Below are 22,414 nucleotides of genomic sequence, written 5' to 3'. Positions count from 1 at the left end.
AGCCGAGAACCTGGGGGCTTGACGTGAACGGACAACCCAACACTCGTCTGTCGGATCTGTTCGGCCTGGCCGGCTGGTCCAAGGGCGAACTCGCGAGGCTGGTCAACAAGCAGGCGGCGGCCATGGGCCACCCTCAGCTGGCGACCGACACCTCACGGGTGCGGCGTTGGATCGACATGGGAGAGATCCCGCGCGATCCGGTTCCGCGAGTGCTGGCGGCTCTTTTCACCGAGCGTCTCGGCCGTGTCGTGACCATCGAGGACCTCGGTCTGGTGCGGCACGGGCGTGTGGGGAAACGGCCGGGCGGCGGGAATGTGGAACATCCCGACGGTGTGCCGTGGGCGCCCGAGCGAACCGCTGCGGTCCTCACCGAATTCACGGGAATGGACCTCATGCTCAACCGACGCGGCTTGGTGGGCGCGGGTGCCGCGCTCGCCGCGGGATCCGCACTCAGCAGTGCCATGCACGACTGGCTCCACACCGATCCGGCCCTCATGGCCGACGCCCCTGTAGTCGACAATCCCCTGCACGCCGACCCCGCTGGGTTCGACCGTTACGAGGCCGCCCCCATCGGGTCGCAGGAGATCGAGGAACTGGAGCGCTCGGTCGAGGTGTTCCGGGCCTGGGACGCGGCCCGCGGCGGCGGGTTGCAACGCAAGGCCGTGGTGGGCCAGCTCAACGAAGTGGGAGGCATGCTCTCCTACCGACACCCTGACCATCTGCAGCGCCGCCTGTGGGGCGTCGCCGCCAATCTCGCCGTCCTCGCGGGCTGGATGTCGCACGACGTCGGCCTGGAGCCCACGGCCCAGAAGTATTTCGTCATCGCCGCGCACGCGGCCCGAGAAGGCGGCGACCGGCCGCGCGCCGGGGAGGCGCTCTCCCGTGCCGCCCGTCAGATGGTGCACCTGGGTCGGCCCGACGACGCCCTGGACCTGATGAAGCTCGCCAAGTCGGGCTCGGGTTCCGAGATGTTGCCGCGCACCCGCGCCATGCTCTACACGATCGAGGCCTGGGCTCAGGCGTCGATGGGCAAGGGCCAGGCCATGCGGCGCACCCTGGGGGAGGCGGAGGACCTCTTCGTCTCCGACAAGGGTGATGTGCCACCGCCGAGCTGGATGCAGATGTTCGACGAGGCGGACATGCACGGCATGCAGGCGCTGGCCTACCGGACGCTCGCGGAGCACGACCCGGCCGCGGCGACCACGGCGCAGCGCCACGCGAAGGAAGCGTTGCATCTGCGGGAGAACGGGCGGCAGCGGTCACAGATCTTCGACTGGCTGTCGCTGGCCTCGGCGTGCTTCATCGCGGACGACCCCGAGCAGGCGGACCGCTATGCCCGGCTGGCCCTGGTGTCGATGGGGGCGAACTCCTCCCACCGCACCTGGGACCGACTGCGCGAGATGTACCGGCTCACCGCCGAGTACTCCGGCTACCCGAAGATCCACGAACTGCGTGAGGAGATCCAACTCGCCCTCCCCAAGGGCTCGCTCAGGCCGAAGCGCGGGGGCACCACCACACAGGCATGAGTACTCCTTGCCCGTGTGCACAGAAAGGGTTCCAGGCAGGGGTCGTTTCCAGGTCGGTCTGTGAGCCGGTCCAGGCGAGGTTTATGAGCCGATCCTGGCGATGAGCACGCAGGCGTCGTCCTCGCGCTCACTCTCGCCGAATTCCTCGACAACCGTCCGTACGCAGTCCTGGGCCGTGCGGGCTCCGCGGAAGCGCGGGGCCAGGTCGAGCAGCCTCTGGACGGCTTGCGCTCCATAGTGCCCGGGGACCAGTCCATCGGTGTGCAGGAGCAGCAGGTCGCCGTCTTCGAGGGTCTCTTCGGCCTGCCCGTAGACGGCCCCCGAGGTCGCCCCGAGCAGCACGCCGTCCGGCGCTGCCAGCATGCGCCCCGTCCCGTTGCGGAACAGCAGCGGGGCGGGGTGTCCTGCCTGTGCCCAGGTGAGGGTGCGGGTCTCGGGCCGGTAGCGGCAGCAGACGGCGCTGCCGAGCGAGGGCTGCACCGAGGCGTCGAGCAACTGGTTGAGCCAGGACATGAGCTGCCCGGGCTGGGTGCCCGCGACGGCCATGCCGCGCAGGGCGCCGAGCAGCATCGCCATGCCCGAGGCGACGGTGACTCCCTGCCCGGTGAGGTCACCGACACTCAACAGCGTCGCTCCGTCGGGCAGTTCCATCGCGTCGTACCAGTCGCCGCCGATCAGCGCGCTGTTCGAGGAGGGCAGATGGCGGGCGGCGAGGTCCAGGGCCTCGGGGCCCCGCTGCGGGAACCGCAGGGAGCCGCGCCAGGGCGGCAGCACGGCCTCCTGCAGCTGGACCGCGAGCCGGCGCTCGCTCTGCGCGTGGTGCCGGTGCAGCTGAAGCGACTCACGGCTTTCGCTCACCGTCCGCTGGCTGCGGCGCAGTTCGCTGACGTCGCGCAGCACGGCCCACATCGCGGCGGTGCTGCCGTCGGTGTCGAGCACGGGCTCGCCCATCATGTGCACGGTCCGTACCCCGCCGTCGGGGCGCACGATGCGGAACTCGCCGTCGATGGGTTTCGCGTCGATGAGGCAGTCGGTGACCATCGCGGTCAGCATCGGCCGGTCCTCGTCGAGCATCAGCGACGGCAGTTCGTCGAGGGTGAGCGGGGGAGCGGCGGGGTCGCGGCCCAGGATGTCGTAGAGCTCTCCGGACCAACTGGCCTCGTCCGTGAGCAGGTTCCACTCGGCACTGCCCACCCGGCTGAGCAGCGAGCCGCGCCGGGGCGCGGCCGACACGGCCGGTGCGCCGGCCGGCTCCGCGGGCACCGGCGGGGGTCCGTCCCGCAACTGCGCCAAGTGCTCGTCGAGGTCGTCGAGTTGGTGCACCGCCAGATCGCAAAGCGCCCGCTGCCAGCGTCCTTGGGGGTCCGTGCCGTCGAAGGGAGCGTCCCGCCGTACGGCGTCCATCTCGCCGCGCAGCCGTCGCGTCTGCGAAATGAGCGCGTCGACCGAGCCGCGCGGGGGCGGCTGGGCGGCTGGGCGGTCCGCAGAGAGATGGGACGGCATGACGCACTCCGATGGGGGACGGTACGACCAAGGTTGGGGGGAAGGACCGTTACGACTGTTGCACAGCCCGCGACGCCCTGTAAGGGATTTGGCAACACACGATCCGGTGGTGCTTCTGGCATATGCCGCAGTCCAGACGGACGGGTCGACCGGCCTGGATTCGGTACACGGATCGCGCGCCCAAGTCGTAGAAAGCGTACGTGACTTGAGGGGTTCCAGGGGTGGCCGGGACCCGCCTTCATTTCTTTGTTCGACGGTCATATGTACGCCGCGTGTCCATGCCGGGGAACGAGGGGCCCGCGTCCACAGTGAACGGACGAAAGGCGGCGGCGTTCGGCCGCTGTTCATTCGTCCCTCACCGCATCGGTATGACCCTTGGCGATTGCCGCGTGCACGCTGGCGCGCGGTGTGCCGCAGGGGCACTCCGGTGACGAGGGGGCGGGCGAATGACACCGATCAGCCGAAGAGGCTTCGTGGGACTCGGCGCATCCGTGGCGGCGGGCGCCGCGCTGGGCGTCGGCTCGCGCCCGGCGGCGGCCGCCGGCGCGACGACCGGCACCATCTCGGACGTACGGCACGTCGTCGTCCTCATGCAGGAGAACCGCAGCTTCGACCACTACTTCGGCCGCCTCAAGGGCGTCCGTGGCTTCGACGACCGCAGTGGCATCACCCTGTCCGGCGGGTACTCCGTCTTCAACCAGCCGAACGGCGTGGGACGGCAGTACCCGTGGAAGCTCAGCTCCACGCCCGCCGCGGGCGGCAAGGACGGCGAGACCCTCGCACAGTGCAACGGCGACCTCCCGCACTCCTGGTCCTCGCAGCACTCCGCCTGGAACAAGGGACGCCTCGACAACTGGGTCTCCGGCGTCGGCAACGTCCGCTCGCTCGGCTACCTCGACCGCTCCGACATTCCCTTCCACTACGCGCTCGCCGACAACTACACGATCTGCGACGCCTACTTCTGCTCCGCACTCAGCGCGACCGGCCCCAACCGCACCTATCTGTGGAGCGGCAAGGTCGACGGCTCCAGCTACGACGGCGGCGACGAGTCCGGCCTGACCTGGCAGAACTACGCCGAGGCGCTCCAGGCGGCCGGAGTGACCTGGAAGGTCTACCAGAACGCGCAGGACAACTACGGCGACAACGGCTGCGCCTATTTCAAGAAGTTCGCCTCCGCCAAGGCGGGCGACCCGCTGTACGACCGCGGCATGGCCTCCGTGCCGAAGGTCTCCGGCTCCACTCCCGACGACATAGCCGCCGCCATCAAGGCCGACGTCCTCGCGGGCACCCTGCCCCAGGTCTCCTGGGTGGTCGCCAACCAGGCCTTCTCCGAGCACCCCTACGCCCCGCCCGGGGACGGCGCCCACTTCGTCGACCTGGTGTACAAGGCCCTCGCGGCCGACCCGGACGTCTTCGACTCCACCGTCCTGTTCCTCAACTACGACGAGAACGACGGCTTCTTCGACCACGTGCCGCCCCCGGCCCCGCCCGCGAACACGGCGGGGGAGTTCCTCAACGGCGTCCCGTACGGTCTCGGCTTCCGTGTCCCGATGCTCGTCATCTCGCCCTGGACGCGCGGTGGCTGGGTCTCCTCGGAGGTCTTCGACCACACCTCGGTCCTGCGATTCCTGGAGACGTGGACGACGGCGCTCGGCAAGCCCGCCGCCTGCCCCAACATCAGCGCCTGGCGTCGCAAGGTCACCGGCGACCTCACCGGAGTCTTCGACTTCGGCAACCCGTCCTACGGGACGGTCCCGCTGCCCGCCACGAGCGTGCTCGGGATCGCTACCTGCGGCCCCCTGCCCAACCCGGTGCCGACCACCAACGCCCTGCCCGCCCAGGAGCCCGGCACCCGGCCCGCCCGCGCCTTGCCCTACCAGCCGAACGGTTACCTGGACCACCTGGAGTTCGGGACGAGCGGCAAGATCCTCGCCTGGTTCACGATGGCCAACCAGGGCACCCCGGCCGGCCGGGCCGCGCACCTGTCGATCCACCCGAACGCCTACCGCGACACCACGCCCTGGCAGTACACCGTCGACGCCGGCGCCACCGCCTCCGATTCCTTCAACATCGGCTCGGGGTTCGGCAACGGCAAGTACGACTTCGCCATGGCCGGCCCCAACCGCTTCCTGCGACGCTTCAAGGGCGACGCGACTCAGGCGGGCAAGTCGGCCGAGGTCAGCACCCGTTACGCCACCGAACCCGGCACCGGCAAGACCGCCCTCTACTTCAAGATGACCAACTCCTCGGCCGCCCCGGTGAAGTTCACGATCACCTCGACCCAGTACCGCGGCGACGGGCCGTGGACGTACACCGTCGCCGCGGGCGGTTCGACCGAGGACTTCTTCAACGCCGTCGCGTACCAGAACGGCTGGTACGACTTCACGATCACCGTCGACTCCGACGCGAGCTGGTCGCGCCGGTTCACCGGGCACATCGAGACGGGCACGGCGAGCGTCAGCGGCTGATCACGCGTAGAGGTCCGGGCGCGGGGCGAGTTCGACGGTCACCCGGGCGCCGCTTTCCAGCGCCCGGACCCCGGCCTCGGCGACGGCCGAAGCCGCGTACCCGTCCCACGCGCCGGGCCCGGTCACCTTCCCCTGCCGGGTGGCGTCCACCCAGGCCTGCACCTCGCGGTCGTAGGCGTCGGCGAACCGTACGAGGTAGTCCTGTGCCACCTCCTCGCGGGCACCGCCCGCCGTCGTCACCACCATGGTGTGCTCGTCCCCGATCCGCGCGCTCCCGGACTCGCAGACCGCCTCGCAGCGCACCTGGTAGCCGAAGCCGGAGTTGACGAAGACCTCGACGTCGACGAGAGCGCCTTCGGCCGTCTCGAACACCACGAACTGCGGGTCGAGAAGACCCTCGGGGGCACCCGCGGACGGCCGCGGGCGCAGCACGGTCACGGCGGTGAGCTCCTGGCCGAGCAGCCAGCGTGCCACGTCGATCTCGTGCGAGACGGAGCTGTTGACCAGCATCGCCGAGGTGAAACCGGGCGGGGAGGACACATTGCGGTGCGTGCAGTGCAGCATCAGCGGACGCCCCAGCCGCCGACTGTCCAGCAGGGACTTCAGGCGCTGGTACTCGGCGTCGTACCGGCGCATGAACCCGACCTGCACCAGCCTCCGGCCGAGCCGCGCCTCCGCCTCCACCACCCGCAGTGCCCCGGCCGACTCCGGCACCATCGGCTTCTCGCACAGCACCGGCAGGCCACGCTCGAAGGCCGCGAGCAGCGCCTCCTCGTGCGCGGGCCCGGGGGAGGCGATCAACACCGCCTGTACACCGGGCGCGTCGAGGGCCGCCGCCACCTCGGTGTGCACCGAGACACCGTCGATGCCGGCGACGGCGTCCTTGGCGCGCCTGGTGTCGGGATCGGCCACCGCCGCGACCCGGGCGCCGTTCACCACCCGATCGATCCGCCGTACATGGTCGGCTCCCATATGACCCGCACCCAGGACCGCGACACCCAACAGCTCACTCACGCGCTCACCTCTCCGGCAGACAGCTCTGGAGGCGATTGTCTGCCGGAATGATCAGTAGCGCAGCACCCCGGCGATGCCTTTCGCGTCACCGAGACTGCCGTCGGGGACGAAGCGGACCTCCGCTCCGGTCTCCAGACACTGTTCGACGATCTCGTCGACGATGTCCTCGCGGGCGTCCAGATCACCGCTCTCGGCCGGGATCAGATGGTCGCCGCCGTCGTCGCGTACCGTCACGCGGTAGTTCTCCTCGACGGCCAGCAGCCGGACCCGGCCCTGGGAGGCGTTCTGCCACACCTCGTCGACCCCGGCCGCGAACTCCTTGCGGCCACGGGCCGACTCGAGTTCGCGGGCCACCGCGTCGGTGTCCCTGCGCTCCTCGGCGCTGATCAACGGACGGACCGCCTGCCACACGGCGTCGGAGGTGCCGTGCGCGAGTCCGCCGTGCGGGATGTGCGTGGCGTCCTTGGTGACCGTGCCGACCTCGTCGAGGAGGGAGAGCGCGGCGGTCTCGCCGGTGACGTACAGCGGACGCGGATCCTCGCGCAGGACGGCGCTCATCGCGGTGTCGGCGTCCCGCACGAAGTGCTTGGTCCGTTCGTCGCGGAAGGTGCTCGGCAGGTCTCCGATGCGCTCCTTGCGCTCGGCGTTCGGGTCCTCGAGGCTGCGGGTCCGCGGGAAACCGCCGATGCGCTCCTCGGTGACCCGGTCGGCGCCGCCGTTCCACAGCGTCACCCGGTCCGCCGACACCGCGAGCACCCAGAACGGCCGCTCCGAGACCTGCGCGGCGACGAGGTTGCGGGTCAGGAAGGTGTCCGAGAGCACCACGCGTTCGGGCACCGTGCGGGCCAGCGACCACACCTGGTGCTCGCCGGGTGCCGCGAAGATCGCGAGGCCCTCCTCCGCGTGCGCCAGGTCGACCTCGGCGAGGGCCTGGTCGAGCTGCTGGACGAGGTCGGTGCGCCGTTCGCGGGTGACCGCCGGATCGGACTCGATCTGTTTCTTGGCCTCGGCCACGACATTGCGCAGCCGGACCGGATCCTGGGCGTTGTCGGGTTCGCGGCGGTGCGTGGGCGTCAGCACCGACACCGCGGGATAAGGCCGCGGCCTGCGCAGCATGGTGAGGGTCCCTGGGCTGAGTGCGTGCTCCATAACAGCACGATAGAGCCGATTCGGTTATCGGGCATTTGGGGCAATTGATTGTTAGTGTCGCTCGGGTCGCCAGATGACGTTCCCCGCGTCGTCGTCGCACGACGACGCCCGCCTCCGCAGGACGCCCATGACGCAGGCCGACACCGAAACCCATGCGCCCCCGGCCGCCAAACTGACGCTGCCGACCCTCACCACGATGGTCGTCGGCTCCATGGTCGGGGCCGGGGTCTTCTCCCTGCCGCGCCTCTTCGCCCAGGAGACGGGCGTGGCGGGCGCCCTGATCGCCTGGGCCGTCGCGGGCACCGGAATGCTGATGCTCGCCTTCGTCTTCCAGCGGCTCGCGGTCCGCAGACCCGACCTCGACGCGGGCGTGTACGCGTACGCCAAGGCCGGTTTCGGCGAGTACCTGGGCTTCTTCTCGGCGTTCGGCTACTGGGCCAGCGCCTGCGTCGGCAACGTGACGTACTGGGTGCTCATCATGTCGACGATCGGGGCCGTCGCCCCCGCACTCGGCGACGGTGACACCCTGCTCGCCGTCGCCCTGTCCTCGGTGGGCCTGTGGTGCTTCTTCTTCCTCATCCGCAGAGGCGTGAAGGAGGCCGCGGCCATCAACCGGATCGTCACCGTCGCCAAGGTCGTGCCGATCCTCGTCTTCGTCGTCCTGGCGCTCTTCTCCCTCAAGCCCCATGTCTTCGCCGAGAACTTCGCCGGCGCCGACTATGCCGGTTCGCTGTTCAACCAGGTCAAGGGCACCATGCTGGCCACCGTCTTCGTGTTCCTCGGTGTGGAGGGCGCGAGTGTCTACTCGCGGCACGCCCGGCGCCGCGAGGACGTCGGCCGGGCGACCGTCCTCGGCTTCCTGAGCGTCTTCGCCATCTTCGCCTCCGTCACCATCGTGTCGTACGGACTGCTGCCGATGAGCGAGATCGCCGAGCTGCGGCAGCCCTCCATGGCCGGGGTCCTGGAGAGCGCGGTCGGCACCTGGGGCAAGGTCTTCGTGAGTGTCGGCCTGATCGTCTCGGTGCTCGGCGCCTATCTCGCCTGGACGTTGATGGCGGCCGAGGTGCTCTTCGTCGCGGCCGAGGACGAGGACATGCCCCGCTTCCTCGGCCGCTCCACCGCCGCCGACGTGCCGGTGCCCGCGCTGCTGATGACGACGCTGCTCACCCAGGTCGTGCTGGTCGTCACGCTGTTCTCGGACGACGCGTTCAGCTTCGCGCTCGACCTGACCAGCGCGCTCACCCTGATCCCGTTCCTGCTGGCGGCGGCCTTCGCCCTGAAGACCGCACGGGGGAGTCCCGGCGGTGACCTGGCCGTCGCCGCGCTCGCCACCCTCTACACCGCGTTCCTGCTCTACGCGGCCGGACCGAAGTACCTTCTCGTCTCCTTCATCGTCTACGCGCCCGCCACGGTGCTGTTCGTGATGGCCCGGCGCGAGCAGGGCAGACGGCTGTTCTCACCCCGGGAGCTCGTCATCCTTCTCGTCTCGATCGCCGGCGCGGTCCTGGGGATCGCCGCCCTGGCGCTGGGCTGGATCAGCCTCTGACCCGCCCGTACCCGCCCCGGAGAAAGGCACACCGTGACCAGTCAAGACACCACCGGCCGCCCGGCGTACGGCGTCCACTCCGAGGTCGGCAGACTGCGCAAGGTACTCGTCTGCGCGCCCGGTCTCGCGCACCGCCGGCTCACTCCCACCAACTCCGACGACCTGCTCTTCGACGACGTCATGTGGGTCGAGAACGCCCAGCGCGATCACGCCGACTTCGTCAACAAGATGCGCGAACGGGGCGTCGAGGTCGTCGAACTGCACGATCTGCTCGCCGGGACCATGGCGCTCCCGGTCGCCAGGGACTGGCTCCTGGACCGGAAGATCACCCCGAACGAGGTCGGTGTCGGACTCGTCGACGGCACCCGCGCCTTCCTGGAGACACTGGAACCGGCCCGGCTCGCCACGTTCCTGATCGGCGGTCTCGCCACCGCCGACCTGCCCGAGGACCACCGCTCCGCCTACCTCGCACTGGCCCGCGAGTCCACGGGCGTACGCGAGTATCTGATGCCACCGCTGCCCAACACCCTCTACACCCGCGACACGACCTGCTGGCTGTACGAGGGCCTCACGCTCAACCCGCTGTACTGGCCGGCCCGGCACGACGAGACGCTCCTGATGAAGGCGATCTACACCTTCCACCCCGACTTCGCGGGCTCGACCGTGTGGTGGGGCGATCCCGAACGGGACTGGCGGGAGGCCACGTTCGAGGGCGGGGACATCATGCCGGTCGGCAACGGCGTCGTGCTCATGGGCATGAGCGAGCGCACCTCACGCCAGGCCATCACCCAGGTCGCGGCGGCCCTGTTCGAGAACCGCGCCGCCGAGCACGTGATCGTCGCGGGCCTGCCGAAGCTGCGCTCCGCGATGCACCTCGACACGGTCTTCACCTTCGCCGACCGTGACCTGGTGACCCTCTATCCGACCATCATGGACGCCGTCCGCACCTTCTCCCTGCGCCCGAGCGACAAGGCCCCCGGCATCGACATCACCGACGAGGGCGCACGCCCCTTCACCGAGGTCGTCGCCAAGGCCCTCGGGCTGTCCGAACTGCGGATCGTGGAGACGGGCGGGGACGTGTACGCCTCCGAGCGGCAGCAGTGGGACAGCGGCAACAACGCGGTCGCGCTGGAGCCGGGCGTGGTGGTCACCTACGACCGCAACACCCAGACCAACACCCTGCTGCGCAAGGCCGGGATCGAGGTCATCACCATCGTCGGCGCCGAGCTGGGACGTGGCCGGGGCGGCGGCCACTGCATGACCTGCCCCCTCATCAGGGACCCGGTGGAGTTCTGAACGCTCAGAACGCGTCCGGATCCGCCGCCTTCCAGTCCGCCTCCCAGGACGCGGGCGGCTCCGCGAGCAGTACCCCGGGCTCCAGCCACTCATAGAGCTGCGCGTACGACCGTACGGTCGCCGGGTCCGTACGCCGCAGCAGCTGATGCGGTCCGAGCTCGGCCGGATCGCGTACCCCCATGGCGGCCATGATCCGGCTCGCGCTGCGGACCGTGGCCCGCTGGTAGCGGTGCACCCGCACCGACTTGTCGGCCACGTCCAGCGCGCGCACCCGGCGCGGGTCCTGGGTCGCGACCCCGACCGGGCAGGTGTTGGTGTGGCAGCGCCGGGCCTGGAGGCAGCCGAGCGCCAACATCATCGCGCGGGCCGCGTTCGTGTAATCGGCGCCCTGTGCCAGCCGTTTGACGATGTCCGAGCCGGTGGCGACCCGGCCGCTCGCGCCGATCCGCACACGGCCGCGCAGCCCGCTGCCGACCAGCGCGTTGTGCACCGTGATCAGCCCTTCGGTCAGGGGCGTACCGAGGGAGGCGGCGAACTCCGGCGGCGCGGCCCCCGTACCGCCCTCGGCGCCGTCGACCACGATGAAGTCGGGCGAGACCCCCTCGGCGAGCATCGCCTTGCAGACGGCGAGGAACTGGCGGCGCGAGCCGACGCAGAGCTTGAATCCGGTCGGTTTGCCGCCCGCCAGCTCCCGCATCCGGGCGAGGAAGCACACCAGCTCGCGCGGGGTCGAGAAGACCCGGTGGTACGGCGGTGACACCACCGCCTCGCCCTCCGGGACGCCGCGGGACCGGGCGATCTCGGCGCTCACCTTGGCGCCGGGCAGCACCCCGCCGATGCCCGGCTGCGCCCCCTGGGAGAGCTTCAGCGACACGCACTTGACCTCCGGCAGCGCGGCCTTGTCCGCGAACTCCCGTGCCTCGAAGCCCCCGTCAGGGGTGCGGCAGCCGAAGTACCCGGTGCCGATCTCCCAGATCAGGTCGCCGCCGCCCCGCAGATGGTGGTCCGAAAGGCCGCCCTCGCCGGTGTCGTGCGCGAAACCGCCGAGTGCCGCGCCCCTGCTGAGCGCCAGGATCGCGTGCGAGGACAGCGCCCCGAAACTCATCGCGGAGACGTTCAGCAGGGCCATGTCGTACGGCTGGGTGCAGTCCGGGCCGCCGACACGCACCACGGGCGGCTCGTCCGGCATCTCGACCGGACACATCGACGGTTCCAGGTACTCGTACCCGTCCCCGTACAGGTCCAGCCCGGTGCCGAAGGGCTCCTCGGCCTCGACGCCCCCGGCGCGCTCGTCCACGATGGCGCGCACATCACGGTCGCCGGGCCGCAGGAGGAAGCGGAGGTGGCCGAGCAGGGGACGGTTGCGCAGGACCGCGTGGCGGCGCTGGGCCAGGTCCCGGACGGCGAGCGCGGTCAGGGCGAACAGTACGGCGGCCGCCCACCACCACCAGGGCGAGACGGCCCATGCCAGGACCAGCGCCCCGGCCGTACCCAGGGCGACGAACAGCGGCAAGAGCATCCGGCGCACACCATGAGTCAAACCCATGGGGCGCAAAGGGGCGAAAGCGGGCATGTCGCTCGGGTCTCCGAGGATCCCCCCACGGGCGCCCCGGCGGATGTTGAGGAAGACTTTGCCTGTGGCCGATTCCCGTTCGCAGACGCCCGGCAGTGGGCCGATCCGCCCGTCCGCGGGATGCAAAGCGCGGCCGAAACCGTCGGGGTGACTGGTCCGGTCAGGTTACGCACGTGTTGACGTCACTTGCGCACATGACACAACCTCGTCATATAGCTGCTCAATACAACTGGTTTTGCGGAGGCGTCGGCCCGCCTATGAAACCGCAGGCAGGCGCGGTGTTCCCGGCAGAACCGGACGCGGGAGGTAACACATGTGCGGCATCACCGGCTGGGTCTCCTTCGACCGCGACCTGCACGCCGAGGCGGAGACATTGGATGCAATGACGGAGACGATGTCCTGCCGGGGCCCCGACGACCGTGGCACCTGGACCGAGGGGCCCGCGGCCCTAGGGCACCGCCGGCTCGCGATCATCGACCTGCCCGGCGGACGCCAGCCCATGACCGCCGAGACCCCGGACGGCACGGTCGCGCTCGTCTATTCGGGGGAGGCCTACAACTTCACCGAGCTGCGCCGCGAGCTGACCGATCGCGGGCACCGTTTCTCGACCGACTCCGACACCGAGGTGGTGCTGCGCGGCTACCTCGAATGGGGCGAGGCGCTCCCCGAGCGGCTCAACGGGATGTACGCCTTCGCGGTCTGGGACGGCCGGCACGACAAGCTCGTGATGATCCGCGACCGCATGGGCATCAAGCCCTTCTACTACTACCCGACCCCCGACGGCGTCCTCTTCGGCTCCGAACCCAAGGCGATCCTCGCCAATCCACTGGCCCCGGCCCGGGTCCGCCTGGACGGACTGCGCGAGCTGTTCACCTTCGTCAAGACGCCCGGACACGCGATCTGGGACGGCATGCGCGAGGTGGAGCCCGGCACCGTCGTCACCGTCGACCGCTCCGGTCTGCGCCGCCGCGTCTACTGGCAGCTGGAGACCCGGCCGCACACCGACGACCGCGACGCCACCATCGCCACCGTCCGCTCGCTCCTCGAGGACATCGTGCGCCGCCAGCTCGTCGCCGACGTGCCGCGCTGCACCCTGCTCTCCGGCGGCCTCGACTCCTCCGCCATGACCGCGCTGGCCGCCCGGCAGCTCGGCGAGCACGGCGAGAAGGTCCGCAGCTTCGCCGTCGACTTCGTCGGCCAGACCGACCACTTCGTCGCCGACGAGCTGCGGGGCACGCCCGACACCCCCTTCGTGCACGACGTGGCCCGCGCCTCGGCCACCGACCACCAGGACATCGTCCTCGACGCGCACGCCCTGGCCGACCTCGACGTCCGCGCGAAGGTGATCAGGGCCCGCGACCTCCCCATGGGCTTCGGCGACATGGACGCCTCCCTGTACCTGCTCTTCCAGGCCATCCGAGAGCACTCCACGGTCGCGCTCTCCGGGGAGTCGGCGGACGAGGTCTTCGGCGGCTACCTGCAGTTCTTCGACGAGGAGGCCCGCAGCGCCGAGACCTTCCCCTGGCTCGTCCGGTTCAGCCGGGACTTCGGCGACGACGCCGACGTACTGCGCCCGGACCTCACCAAGGCGCTGGACCTGGAGTCGTACGTCGCCGACGGATACCGCACGGCCGTCGCGGGCATCCGGCGGCTCGACGGCGAGAGCGACTTCGAGTACCGGATGCGGCGGATCTGCCACCTCCACCTGACCCGCTTCGTCCGCGTCCTGCTCGACCGCAAGGACCGCGCGAGCATGGCCGTCGGCCTGGAGGTGCGGGTGCCGTTCTGCGACCACCGGCTCGTCGAGTACGTCTACAACGCGCCCTGGTCCCTGAAGTCCTTCGACGGACGGGAGAAGAGCCTGCTGCGGGAGGCGACCGCCGACCTGATCCCCAAGTCCGTGTACGACAGGGTCAAGAGCCCCTATCCGTCGACGCAGGATCCCAAGTACGCGATCGCCCTCCAGGAACATGCCAAGGACCTCCTGGCCCGGCCCGCGCACCCGGTCTTCGACCTCGTCGACCGGGAGCGGGTCCACCGGGCCGCCCACCGCGACAGCCCGCAGGTCACGCAGGCGTCGCGGCGGGGCCTGGAGCGCACCCTGGACCTGGCGCTGTGGCTGGACCTGTACGCCCCGGACGTGCTCCTTACCTGAGCGCCCGGTCGGCGGCCGCCTGCGAGGGCTTCCACCACGAGGTCACCGGCTCCCACACCAGGACGACGCGACCGACGCCCAGCTCACGCGCGGTGAACGCACGTCCGAAGCGCACGGGGTCCGCCGAGACACTGATCCCCTCCACCCGGCGGGCCTGCGGGTCCGCCGGATCGGCGATGGTCCGCAGGGCGGCGTAAGCCGTCCGTCCCGCCTCGAGCAGGTACGGCCCGCTGCGCCCCGCGGGCACCGGCAGGGCGGCGCCGTCGAGGTCCCCGAAGACAACGGTCGGGATGCGATCGACGGTGCACGCCCGGGTGGAGCGGTTGGTGACGCCGAGGTGCAGCAGGGTGGGGTCGGCGGAGCGGTGGGCATGGACGGCGACGGCCTTCTCCGCGCACTGGGCGGGCCGCGCGGCGGCCGAGCCGCTCTGCGGCACGGTGAGCAGCAGCGTCACGGCGACGGCCGGGAGGGCGAGAACGGGTCGGATGCGCATCGGTGGGTTCCCCCTGTTTCGGTCACGAGCGGTGTGACGAGCGATGTCACGAGCGGTGTCATGCGTGGTGTCACGATCGGTGAGCGACACCTGCTCAGTGTGACGGCCCAGGTGTCCTTCGGGTTGTGTCCGACCACTCAGGGCGGCGTCGCGTCCTCCGGACCGCAGGAGCTGCCGTTGTCCGGCAGTGAGCCGTACAGCAGGAAGTCGGTGACCTTCTGGCGCACGCACCTGGACGACGCGTACCCGGTGTGGCCCTCGCCCTTGTTGTCGAGCACGACGGCCGCGGAGCCGAGCCGCTCGGCGGTCTCCTCGGCCCAGCGGTACGGGGTCGCGGGGTCCCCGCGGGTGCCGACGAGGAGCATCTTCGGCGTGTGGACATCGCGTACCTTCTCGCGGATGTAGTCGCTGCCCTTGGGGCGGCCGTAGCACATCAGCAGCTCGTTGAGGCGGAGCGGGCCGAAGATCGGCGACGCCTCCTGGTAGGCGGCCTTCAGCTCGTCCATCTCCTTGGTGAGCTGCGCGGCGCTGGGCCGATCGGGATCGTCGGCGCAGTTGATCGCCAGGAGTGCGGTCTCGAGGTTGTCCGGGGGCACGTTCGCGGGGTCGACCAGCCCGCGGTACGTGGCGTGAGGCAGGGCGATGCCCCCGGCCGCCTGCAACAGTGGGCTCGGGTCACCGTCCTGGACGAGTGAGGCGAGGGACCGCTCGAGCTTCGGCCACTCCTTGCGGTTGAAGAGTTCGAGCCCCATGGTCGCCGCCAGGTCCTGGCCGGAGAACTGCTGCCCGAAGGTCGTCGGCACCGGGTCCTTGTCCAGCGAGTCGACGAGCCGGGCGACCCGCTGACGGGCATCGCGCGGATCCTGCCCGAACGGGCACGAGGTGTCCTGGGCGCACCAGGTGAGGAAGTCCTCCAGGGCGGTCTGCTGTCCCTCGGCGCTCACCAGGCCCGACTCGGACAGCGGCTCGGTGAGCGTGTCCACGCCGTCCAGCACCATGCGGCCCGTCTTGTCGGGGAACTGGCTCGCGTACACCGCGCCCAGGCGTGTTCCGTACGAGAATCCCAGGTAGTTGAGCTTCTTGTCGCCGAGAGCCTGGCGCATCACGTCCAGGTCCCGGGAGGCGTTGACCGTGCCGATGTGGGCCAGTACCGGGCTGGAGTGCCTGGCACACGCGTCGGCGTCCTTCCGCACCTGCTTGAGGAGTGCCTCGGGGCTGCTGTCGTGGGTGGCGGGGCCCGCCGCATCGGAGGCCTGGCCCATGTCGCCGCCGCAGCTGACGGGAGAGGACCGGCCGACACCGCGCGGGTCGAAGGTCACCACGTCGTAGCCGTTGGTGAGCGGCATGTAGTCCTTGCCGCTCACGGCGAGTTGCGGGACTCCCGGGACGCCGGGGCCGCCGAAGTTCAGCAGTACGGATCCCCTCGACGCGCCGGTGGCGCGGTAGCGGGCCAGCGCGAGGTCGAGCGTCCCGGCCCCCGGGTGCGCGTAGTCCAGCGGGACGGTCACCTGCCCGCACTGCAGATCCGCGGGCATGCCGTCGCCCTTGCAGGTGCCCCACTTGATCTGCTGGTGGTAGAAGCGGGACAGGTCGGGGCCCTGGGCGGCCGTCGCCACCCCCGAGGGCAGCCCCGCCGCCAGCAGGGCCAGTGCCACGACGCCGGCTCCGGCGTACGCCCAGCGTTGGTGCGCGGACAGCATGGATGCCTCCAGGGACGCCCGGCGTCGTACCGGGCGCCAGGGGATAGCTCCTCGCTCACGATATGCGGGTGGCCGGGGGCGCGCCTCTGGGCGGGCGTTCGATAAGCGTGACCCTCGATGGGGTGAAAACACGATCAGCCATAACGTCGGATGGTTCTCCCGCGTTTTACGCGGTGCGGGCGAGTGCCCGCGTCCATGTCTGGAAGGCAGGGAACCTATGAAACGGGTTACCCGAAATGGTTTGATCGCCGCGGCCGCCGCCTCGGGCGCGGCGATGGCCGTGACGATGCCGGCGCACGCAGACGCCTCGGCGGACGGCGGCACGGCGGCTTCGCCCGGGTTGATCTCCGGCAACACCCTCCAGCTCCCGGTGCACGTCCCCGTGAACGTGTGCGGGAACACCGTGAACGTGGCCGGGCTCCTGAACCCCGCCGCGGGCAACGGCTGCGCGAACGTGAGCGAGGGCGGGGGCCCCGGCGTCGGCGGGCGGAGCCACGGCAGGAGCGGCGAAGGCGCTGGTGGTGTGGCCCGTGGCGGTGCCGTCACGCGCGGCGGTGCCGATGCGGTCGGGAGCGGAAAGGATTCTCCGGGCGTGCTCTCGGGCAACGGCCTGCAGCTCCCGGTGCACCTCCCGGTGAACGTCAGCGGCAACTCCGTGACCGTGGTCGGTCTCGGCAACGCGTCCGTGGGGAACACGTCCACGAACACCTCCGGCGACCACCCCCAGCCGGTGAAGACCGCCCCGAGGCCGCACACGCCCAGGGCGCAGGGGACGCCGTACCAGGCCCCGCCGCGGCCCATGGCCTCCCTCGCCCACACGGGCGCCGACCAGACGATGCCGGCGGTCGCCGCGAGCGCCGCCCTGCTGCTGGGCGGGGCCGTGCTGTACCGGCGGTTCCGGCCCACGGGGGTCCGCTGACGCGCCAGGCCCCACCGGGCTCACGACCGGTGGGGCCCCGTTCGGGTGGCTTCCGCGAGCGGTGCCCGGGCGGGGTCAGCGCATCTCGGGAAGGTCGTCGCGCAGGATGCTGTAGCGCACGCCGTCGCGCCACCGACCGTCCCGGAACGTCACACTGCGCAGCACGCCCTCGCGGGTGAACCCGGTCTTCTCCAGGGCGCGTTGCTCGGCGATGTTCTCCGCCTCGGTGTCCGCCTCGATCCGCACCACGGTCGTGTGCGCGAACAGGTAGCGGACGAGCTGCCGGTGGGCTTCCGTGCCCCAGCCCTTGCCACGCGCCTCCGGCAGCAGGCCGATGCCCATGTTCCAGTAGTACGTGCTCGGGGTGGGTCGGATCTTGCGCCACCCGACGAAGCCCAGGCGCTCCTCGCCGCGCACGACCATCAGATGCCCCGCGTCGTCGCCGAGCATGCGGTCCTCCGCCCACTTGCGCTGCCAGCGGTCCGGGTCCCGCCAGCCGAACCACTGGAAGGGTGTGGCGGTCTCGGGTTCCGTCAGGAACCGCTCCAGGACGGGCAGGTCGTCCTCGGCCACCGGGCGCAGGGTCACGTCGTCGACACTCATGGACGGCAAGCCTATGAGTGACGGAGGCTGAAATCCCTGTGGAGATCGGGAAGGATGCTGCGGGCGCGGGCGACCGCCGCGCACCCCGCCGTAAGCGAATGGAGCGCACACATGACTTCTCCGGGTCCCGCGGATCTCGTCGTCGCCCGGGCCTCGCTCGACGACTGGTCGGTGATCAGCGGGTGGGCGGGGGACGAGGGATGGAATCCGGGGCTGTCCGACGCACCGAGCTTCTTCGCCCAGGATCCCGAGGGTTTCTTCATCGGCAGGATCGACGGGCAGCCGGTCTCGGCGGTCTCGGTCGTGACGTACGACGCCGACTACGCCTTCCTGGGCTTCTATCTCGTACGACCGGATCTGCGCGGCCGCGGCCACGGCCTCACCACCTGGAAGACGGCCCTCGCCCACGCAGGCGGCCGGACCGTCGGTCTGGACGGTGTGGTGGCGCAGCAGGACAACTACCGCAAGTCCGGCTTCGAACTCGCCCACCGCACCGTCCGGTTCATCGGAACCGTGCCGGCGGAACAGACGCCACCGGGGGTGCGGGCCGCCGCAGCGGCCGACTTCGCGTCGATCGCGGCGTACGACAGCGCCTGCTGCCCGGCCGACCGCCCCCGCTTCCTGGCGCGGTGGCTCACCGGTCCCGGCCACCGCACCTTCGTCCGCGTCGCCGACGGCCACCTCACCGGCTACGCGGTGGTCCGGCCCGCCCTCGACCGCCCGCGGGTGGGCCCGCTGTTCGCCGACACCGCCGAGGATGCCCGCGCCCTCCTGCTGGCGCTGGCAGCCGACGCTCCCGGGGGCGAGGTCGCCATCGACATCCCCGAGTCGAACGCGCCCGGCGTCGCCCTCGCCGAGGAGTTCGGCCTCACCCCCTCCTTCGAGACTGCCCGGATGTACACCGGCCCGGTCAGGCCGTTCAACGGCGAGCGCGTCTTCGGGGTCACCACGCTCGAACTCGGCTAGGTCCTGTCGGCCCTGGGCCTGTCCGGCGGATGAGGTCGGGCGTGGGTTCAGGCGGCGGAGCGTTCGGCGGGCAGGCGGCGGCGCAGGGCGGTCTGCTGGACGGCGGGTGGGTGGTAGGCCATGTCGAGCGTCCCGATGTCGGTGCCGGGCGGCACGATCGCGTCGATCTGGTCGAGGATCTCGTCGGTCAGAGTGGTCTGCGCGCCCGCGAGGAGGTCGTCCAGGTGGGCCATCGTGCGCGGTCCGATGATCGCGGAGGTGACGCCGGGGTGGGCGATCGCGAACGCCATGGCCAGGTGCGTCAGCGGCATCTCCGCCTTCTCGGCCAGGGGGATGAGCTGTTCGACGGTGTCGAGACGGCGTTCGTCACTGAGGTGCCCGAAGCCGAAGGCGGCACGGTGGCTGTCGGCCTGCCGGTCCTTGCGGTAGCGGCCGGTCAGCAGGCCGCCCGCGAGCGGGCTGTAGACCAGAGTGCCCATGCCGTGGCGCTCGCAGACGGGCAGCACCTCGCGCTCGATGCCGCGGTTGAGGATCGAGTAGGTCGGCTGCTCGCTGCGGAACCGCATCAGGCCCCGTCGTTCGGCGACCCACTGCGCCTCGACGATGTCCGAGGCGGGGAAGGACGAGGTGCCGATGGCCCGGACCTTGCCCGCGCGCACCAGGTCGGTGAGGGCCGAGAGGGTCTCCTCCACGTCGGTGTCCGGGGCGGGCCGGTGGATCTGGAACAGGTCGACGTGGTCGGTACCGAGCCGGCGCAGCGAGTCCTCCAGCGCGCGGACCAGCCAGCGCCGTGAGTTGCCCCGCTGGTTGGGGTCGTCCCCCATGGGGAGGTGGGCCTTGGTGGCGAGTACGACGTCGTCCCGGCGGCCCTTGAGGGCCTTGCCGACGATTTCCTCGGACTCGCCGCGTGAGTAGGCGTCCGCGGTGTCGACGAAGTTGATGCCCGCGTCCAGCGCCTTGTGGATGATCCGGACGGAGTCGTCGTGGTCGGGGTTGCCGATGGCGCCGAACATCATCGCGCCCAGACAGTAAGGGCTGACCTTGATGCCGGTTCGGCCCAGTGTGCGGTACTTCATGAGTCTCCTTGTACGTAGGCCGGCGCCCGCCGCTGCGCGTTAGGCTGGCGGAAACGGAACAGCGTTCAGCCCGGACAATACGGAACCGTGTTCCGGTTAGCAAGGGGAAGCATCGTGGGCGAGGAAACGACTCGGGAAGCCGACGCCGCCGCGGCGGAAGGGCAGCCCCGCAAGCGGCTGCGAGCCGACGCGCGACGCAGCACCGACGCCCTGCTCACGGCAGCCGCGGAAGTCTTCGCCATCTCGGGAGTGGACGCACCCGTGCGGGAGATCACCGCCAAGGCGGGCGTGGGGGCCGGCACCCTCTACCGCCACTTCCCGCAACGCTCGGACCTCATCGCCGCGGTCTTCCGCCACGAGGTCGACGCCTGCGCCGACGCCGCCCCGTCCCTGGCGGCGCGGTACGAGCCGGCCGAAGCGCTCGCCAAGTGGCTCCAGCGCTTCGCGGGCTTCATCGCCACGAAGCGGGGACTCAGTGCGGCCCTGCACTCGGGGGACCCGACCTACGACACCCTGCCCGCCTACTTCGAGCAGCGCTTCATGCCCGTCCTCGGCGCGCTCCTCGACACTGCGGCGAAGGCCGGCGAGATCCGCTCCGACGTCGATGCGGAAGACCTCCTGGTCGCCACGCGCAATCTGACCCTGCCCGCCCAGGAGGACGACAACGGCCACACCCCCCGCATGATCGCCCTGCTCGTCGACGGACTCCGCTACGGCGCCCCCGCCGGGGAAGCCCGCTGAACGAGGGGCGTCCGGAGGGGTACTGGTGCCCGGTGGGCGGGGTGTCAGGTGGGGCGCCGCACGGGAAACGCCCGCCGCCGCCCCACCGCCACCACACCGACCGCGGCGGCGATCAGCGGGAGTGACGTCCAGGGCAGAGCCGGGGCTCCCGCGCTCTGCAGGACAAGTCCTCCGGTGAGGGAACCGGCCGCGATACCGGCGTTGTAGACGGTGGTCTGCAGGGAGGTGGCCACGTCGGCGTGGGCGGGGCCCGCGGCGTCGACCAGCGCGGTCTGGATCAGCGTCGGCGCCCCGCCGAACGCGGCGCCCCACAGGGCGACCGAGACGAGGAGCACGAGGGTATCGCCCGCGGACACGGCCAGCGCCGCCATCGCGCAGGCGATCAGGGCGAGAGCCGTCAGCAGGACAGGGCGCAGGTGCGCGTCCACGAGGGCGCCGACGATCCAGATCCCCACGACCGTGGCCACCCCGAACACCAGCAGGACGAGACCGGTGTGGCCAAAACCGGTGTGCTCGGTGAAGGGGGCGACGTACGTGTACATCACTTGGTGCCCCAGAAGCAGGAGGAGGGTCACGGAAAGGACGGTCACGATGCCGGGCAGTGCGGCCACCCGGCGCACGGGTATGCGCCCGCCCGCCGGTTCGCCGGGCAGGCCCGGCACCCGCCACCGCACCCAGAGCACGAGCAGTGCGGCGAGTACGGACAGCACGCCGAAGGCCGCGCGCCAGCCGACGGCGCCCGCCAGCGCGGTGCCCGCGGGCACGCCCAGCGACAGGGCGAGGGTGATGCCCCCGAGGACGATCGCGAGGGCACGGCCGCGCCGTTCGGCGGGCACCATCCGGGCCGCGTAGCCCACGAGCATCGCCCACAGCGTGCCGCCCATGACCCCGGCCCCGAGCCGGGCCGCGAACGTGAGCGCGTACCAGGACGACAGCGCGGTGACGGCGTTGCAGAAGGCGAAACCCAGGAGGGTGCCGGTCAGGACCCGGCGGCGCGGCAGCCCGCGCAGCACGGCCGTGAGGGGCACCGCGGCGAGGAAGGAGGCGAGCGCGTATCCGGTCACCAGGAAACCGACGCGCCCCTCGGACACCCCCAGGGCCGGAGCCATCCGCGGCAGCAGACCGGCGGGCAGCATTTCGGTCAGTACGGCGGTGAAGGCGGCCGTGGACAGAGCGAGCAGCCCCGAGAGCGGCAGCCCGGAGGCGGGCGGAGCGGTGCCCTTGGCGGGCGGTGCGAGCGACATGCGACCATGCTGAAACCTTCACATCAGTGTGAAGGCAAGCGCGTCCAACCCGGGGAGCGGAGTCATGAGGATCGGTGAGCTGTCGCGCCGCACCGGTGTCCCCACCCGGATGCTGCGCTACTACGAGGAACAGGGCCTGCTGTGCCCCGAGCGGGCCGCCAACGGCTATCGCTCGTACGGCGACGGTGCCGTCCCGTGCGTACGCCAGATCCGCGGGCTGCTCGACTCCGGGCTCACCACCGAGATCATCCGTGTCATCCTGCCCTTCCTCTCCGACCCCGGTGAGATCCATCTCCACCCCGAGTGCCTGAGCCAGGAGACCGCCGCGCTCCTGCGGGGCGAGATCGACCGCATCCAGAGCCGTATCGACTGCCTGGCCCGCAACCGGGACGCGCTGCGGGCCTACCTCGACACCGTCCAGCCGGGAACCCCGCGGATGTGA

General features: G+C 70.9%; 18 protein-coding genes. 9 read left to right on the top strand and 9 right to left on the bottom strand.

Annotated features, from left to right (window positions below; all coding sequences use genetic code 11):
- Nucleotides 1-23 precede the first annotated feature (23 nt).
- Nucleotides 24-1,526 carry a DNA-binding protein NsdB gene (locus tag ACZ7M2_RS39260; protein ID WP_471599347.1) on the top strand — a complete coding sequence of 501 codons (1,503 nt, stop codon included), beginning with the start codon at nt 24-26 and terminating at the stop codon, nt 1,524-1,526.
- An 81-nt stretch (nt 1,527-1,607) separates the two neighbouring features.
- Here the strand turns inward: ACZ7M2_RS39260 and ACZ7M2_RS39255 are convergent, their stop codons facing one another.
- Nucleotides 1,608-3,029: a PP2C family protein-serine/threonine phosphatase gene (locus tag ACZ7M2_RS39255; RefSeq protein ID WP_471599346.1), complete on the bottom strand. Its 1,422-nt coding sequence runs from the start codon at nt 3,027-3,029 to the stop codon at nt 1,608-1,610.
- A gap of 446 nt (nt 3,030-3,475) precedes the next feature.
- On the opposite strand from ACZ7M2_RS39255, the gene ACZ7M2_RS39250 reads away from it, so the two are divergent.
- Nucleotides 3,476-5,497: a phosphocholine-specific phospholipase C gene (locus tag ACZ7M2_RS39250; RefSeq protein ID WP_471599345.1), complete on the top strand. Its 2,022-nt coding sequence runs from the start codon at nt 3,476-3,478 to the stop codon at nt 5,495-5,497.
- On the opposite strand, the gene ACZ7M2_RS39245 is transcribed toward ACZ7M2_RS39250, so the two are convergent.
- A complete protein-coding gene (locus ACZ7M2_RS39245; protein ID WP_471599344.1) occupies nt 5,498-6,511 on the bottom strand; it encodes a Gfo/Idh/MocA family protein in 1,014 nt (337 codons plus the stop codon).
- A gap of 51 nt (nt 6,512-6,562) precedes the next feature.
- A complete protein-coding gene (locus ACZ7M2_RS39240; protein WP_471599343.1) occupies nt 6,563-7,660 on the bottom strand; it encodes a baeRF3 domain-containing protein in 1,098 nt (365 codons plus the stop codon).
- 127 nt (nt 7,661-7,787) lie between these two features.
- Here ACZ7M2_RS39240 and ACZ7M2_RS39235 point away from each other — a divergent pair, with 127 nt between their 5' ends.
- Both ACZ7M2_RS39235 and ACZ7M2_RS39230 read left to right on the top strand, forming a co-directional pair.
- A complete protein-coding gene (locus ACZ7M2_RS39235; RefSeq protein ID WP_471599408.1) occupies nt 7,788-9,206 on the top strand; it encodes a basic amino acid/polyamine antiporter in 1,419 nt (472 codons plus the stop codon).
- A gap of 33 nt (nt 9,207-9,239) precedes the next feature.
- Nucleotides 9,240-10,502, top strand: a complete 1,263-nt coding sequence (locus ACZ7M2_RS39230) for an arginine deiminase (protein WP_471599342.1) — start codon at nt 9,240-9,242, stop codon at nt 10,500-10,502.
- A gap of 4 nt (nt 10,503-10,506) precedes the next feature.
- On the opposite strand, the gene ACZ7M2_RS39225 is transcribed toward ACZ7M2_RS39230, so the two are convergent.
- A complete protein-coding gene (locus ACZ7M2_RS39225) occupies nt 10,507-12,021 on the bottom strand; it encodes an FMN-binding glutamate synthase family protein (RefSeq protein WP_471599341.1) in 1,515 nt (504 codons plus the stop codon).
- A 367-nt stretch (nt 12,022-12,388) separates the two neighbouring features.
- On the opposite strand from ACZ7M2_RS39225, the gene asnB reads away from it, so the two are divergent.
- Complete coding sequence (asnB, locus tag ACZ7M2_RS39220) at nt 12,389-14,230, top strand: asparagine synthase (glutamine-hydrolyzing) (protein ID WP_471599340.1); 1,842 nt, start codon at nt 12,389-12,391, stop codon at nt 14,228-14,230.
- Here the strand turns inward: asnB and ACZ7M2_RS39215 are convergent.
- Together ACZ7M2_RS39215 and ACZ7M2_RS39210 are read right to left on the bottom strand one after the other, a co-directional pair.
- A complete protein-coding gene (locus tag ACZ7M2_RS39215; RefSeq protein WP_471599339.1) occupies nt 14,223-14,723 on the bottom strand; it encodes a DUF4232 domain-containing protein in 501 nt (166 codons plus the stop codon). The two genes, asnB and ACZ7M2_RS39215, sit on opposite strands and share 8 nt — an antisense overlap.
- 137 nt (nt 14,724-14,860) lie before the next feature.
- Nucleotides 14,861-16,423 (bottom strand): alpha/beta hydrolase, encoded by a 1,563-nt coding sequence (locus ACZ7M2_RS39210; RefSeq protein ID WP_471599338.1) that lies wholly within the window; start codon nt 16,421-16,423, stop codon nt 14,861-14,863.
- A gap of 217 nt (nt 16,424-16,640) precedes the next feature.
- Between ACZ7M2_RS39210 and ACZ7M2_RS39205 the strand changes: the two genes are divergently transcribed.
- Nucleotides 16,641-17,342, top strand: coding sequence for a chaplin (locus ACZ7M2_RS39205; RefSeq protein WP_471599337.1), 702 nt, complete (start codon nt 16,641-16,643; stop codon nt 17,340-17,342).
- Nucleotides 17,343-17,417: 75 nt separating this feature from the next.
- Here ACZ7M2_RS39205 and ACZ7M2_RS39200 read toward each other — a convergent pair whose 3' ends face one another.
- Nucleotides 17,418-17,945 carry a GNAT family N-acetyltransferase gene (locus ACZ7M2_RS39200; RefSeq protein WP_352051907.1) on the bottom strand — a complete coding sequence of 176 codons (528 nt, stop codon included), beginning with the start codon at nt 17,943-17,945 and terminating at the stop codon, nt 17,418-17,420.
- Nucleotides 17,946-18,056: 111 nt separating this feature from the next.
- On the opposite strand from ACZ7M2_RS39200, the gene ACZ7M2_RS39195 reads away from it, so the two are divergent.
- A complete protein-coding gene (locus tag ACZ7M2_RS39195) occupies nt 18,057-18,911 on the top strand; it encodes a GNAT family N-acetyltransferase (protein ID WP_471599336.1) in 855 nt (284 codons plus the stop codon).
- Nucleotides 18,912-18,958: 47 nt separating this feature from the next.
- Here the strand turns inward: ACZ7M2_RS39195 and ACZ7M2_RS39190 are convergent, their stop codons facing one another.
- On the bottom strand, nt 18,959-19,987 hold the full coding sequence (locus ACZ7M2_RS39190; protein WP_471599335.1) for an aldo/keto reductase: 1,029 nt from the start codon (nt 19,985-19,987) through the stop codon (nt 18,959-18,961).
- 114 nt (nt 19,988-20,101) lie between these two features.
- On the opposite strand from ACZ7M2_RS39190, the gene ACZ7M2_RS39185 reads away from it, so the two are divergent.
- Nucleotides 20,102-20,728, top strand: coding sequence for a TetR/AcrR family transcriptional regulator (locus tag ACZ7M2_RS39185; protein ID WP_471599334.1), 627 nt, complete (start codon nt 20,102-20,104; stop codon nt 20,726-20,728).
- A 44-nt stretch (nt 20,729-20,772) separates the two neighbouring features.
- Here ACZ7M2_RS39185 and ACZ7M2_RS39180 read toward each other — a convergent pair whose 3' ends face one another.
- Nucleotides 20,773-21,972 carry an MFS transporter gene (locus ACZ7M2_RS39180; protein WP_471599333.1) on the bottom strand — a complete coding sequence of 400 codons (1,200 nt, stop codon included), beginning with the start codon at nt 21,970-21,972 and terminating at the stop codon, nt 20,773-20,775.
- A gap of 64 nt (nt 21,973-22,036) precedes the next feature.
- Between ACZ7M2_RS39180 and ACZ7M2_RS39175 the strand changes: the two genes are divergently transcribed.
- The gene (locus ACZ7M2_RS39175; protein WP_471599332.1) at nt 22,037-22,414 is read left to right on the top strand and encodes a MerR family transcriptional regulator; all 378 of its coding nucleotides are present in this window, start codon (nt 22,037-22,039) and stop codon (nt 22,412-22,414) included.

This window comes from Streptomyces sp. NPDC111507 (assembly GCF_055638955.1).
The sequence above is the reverse complement of the archived record's forward strand: the minus strand, read 5'-3'. Positions and strand labels throughout refer to the sequence as shown.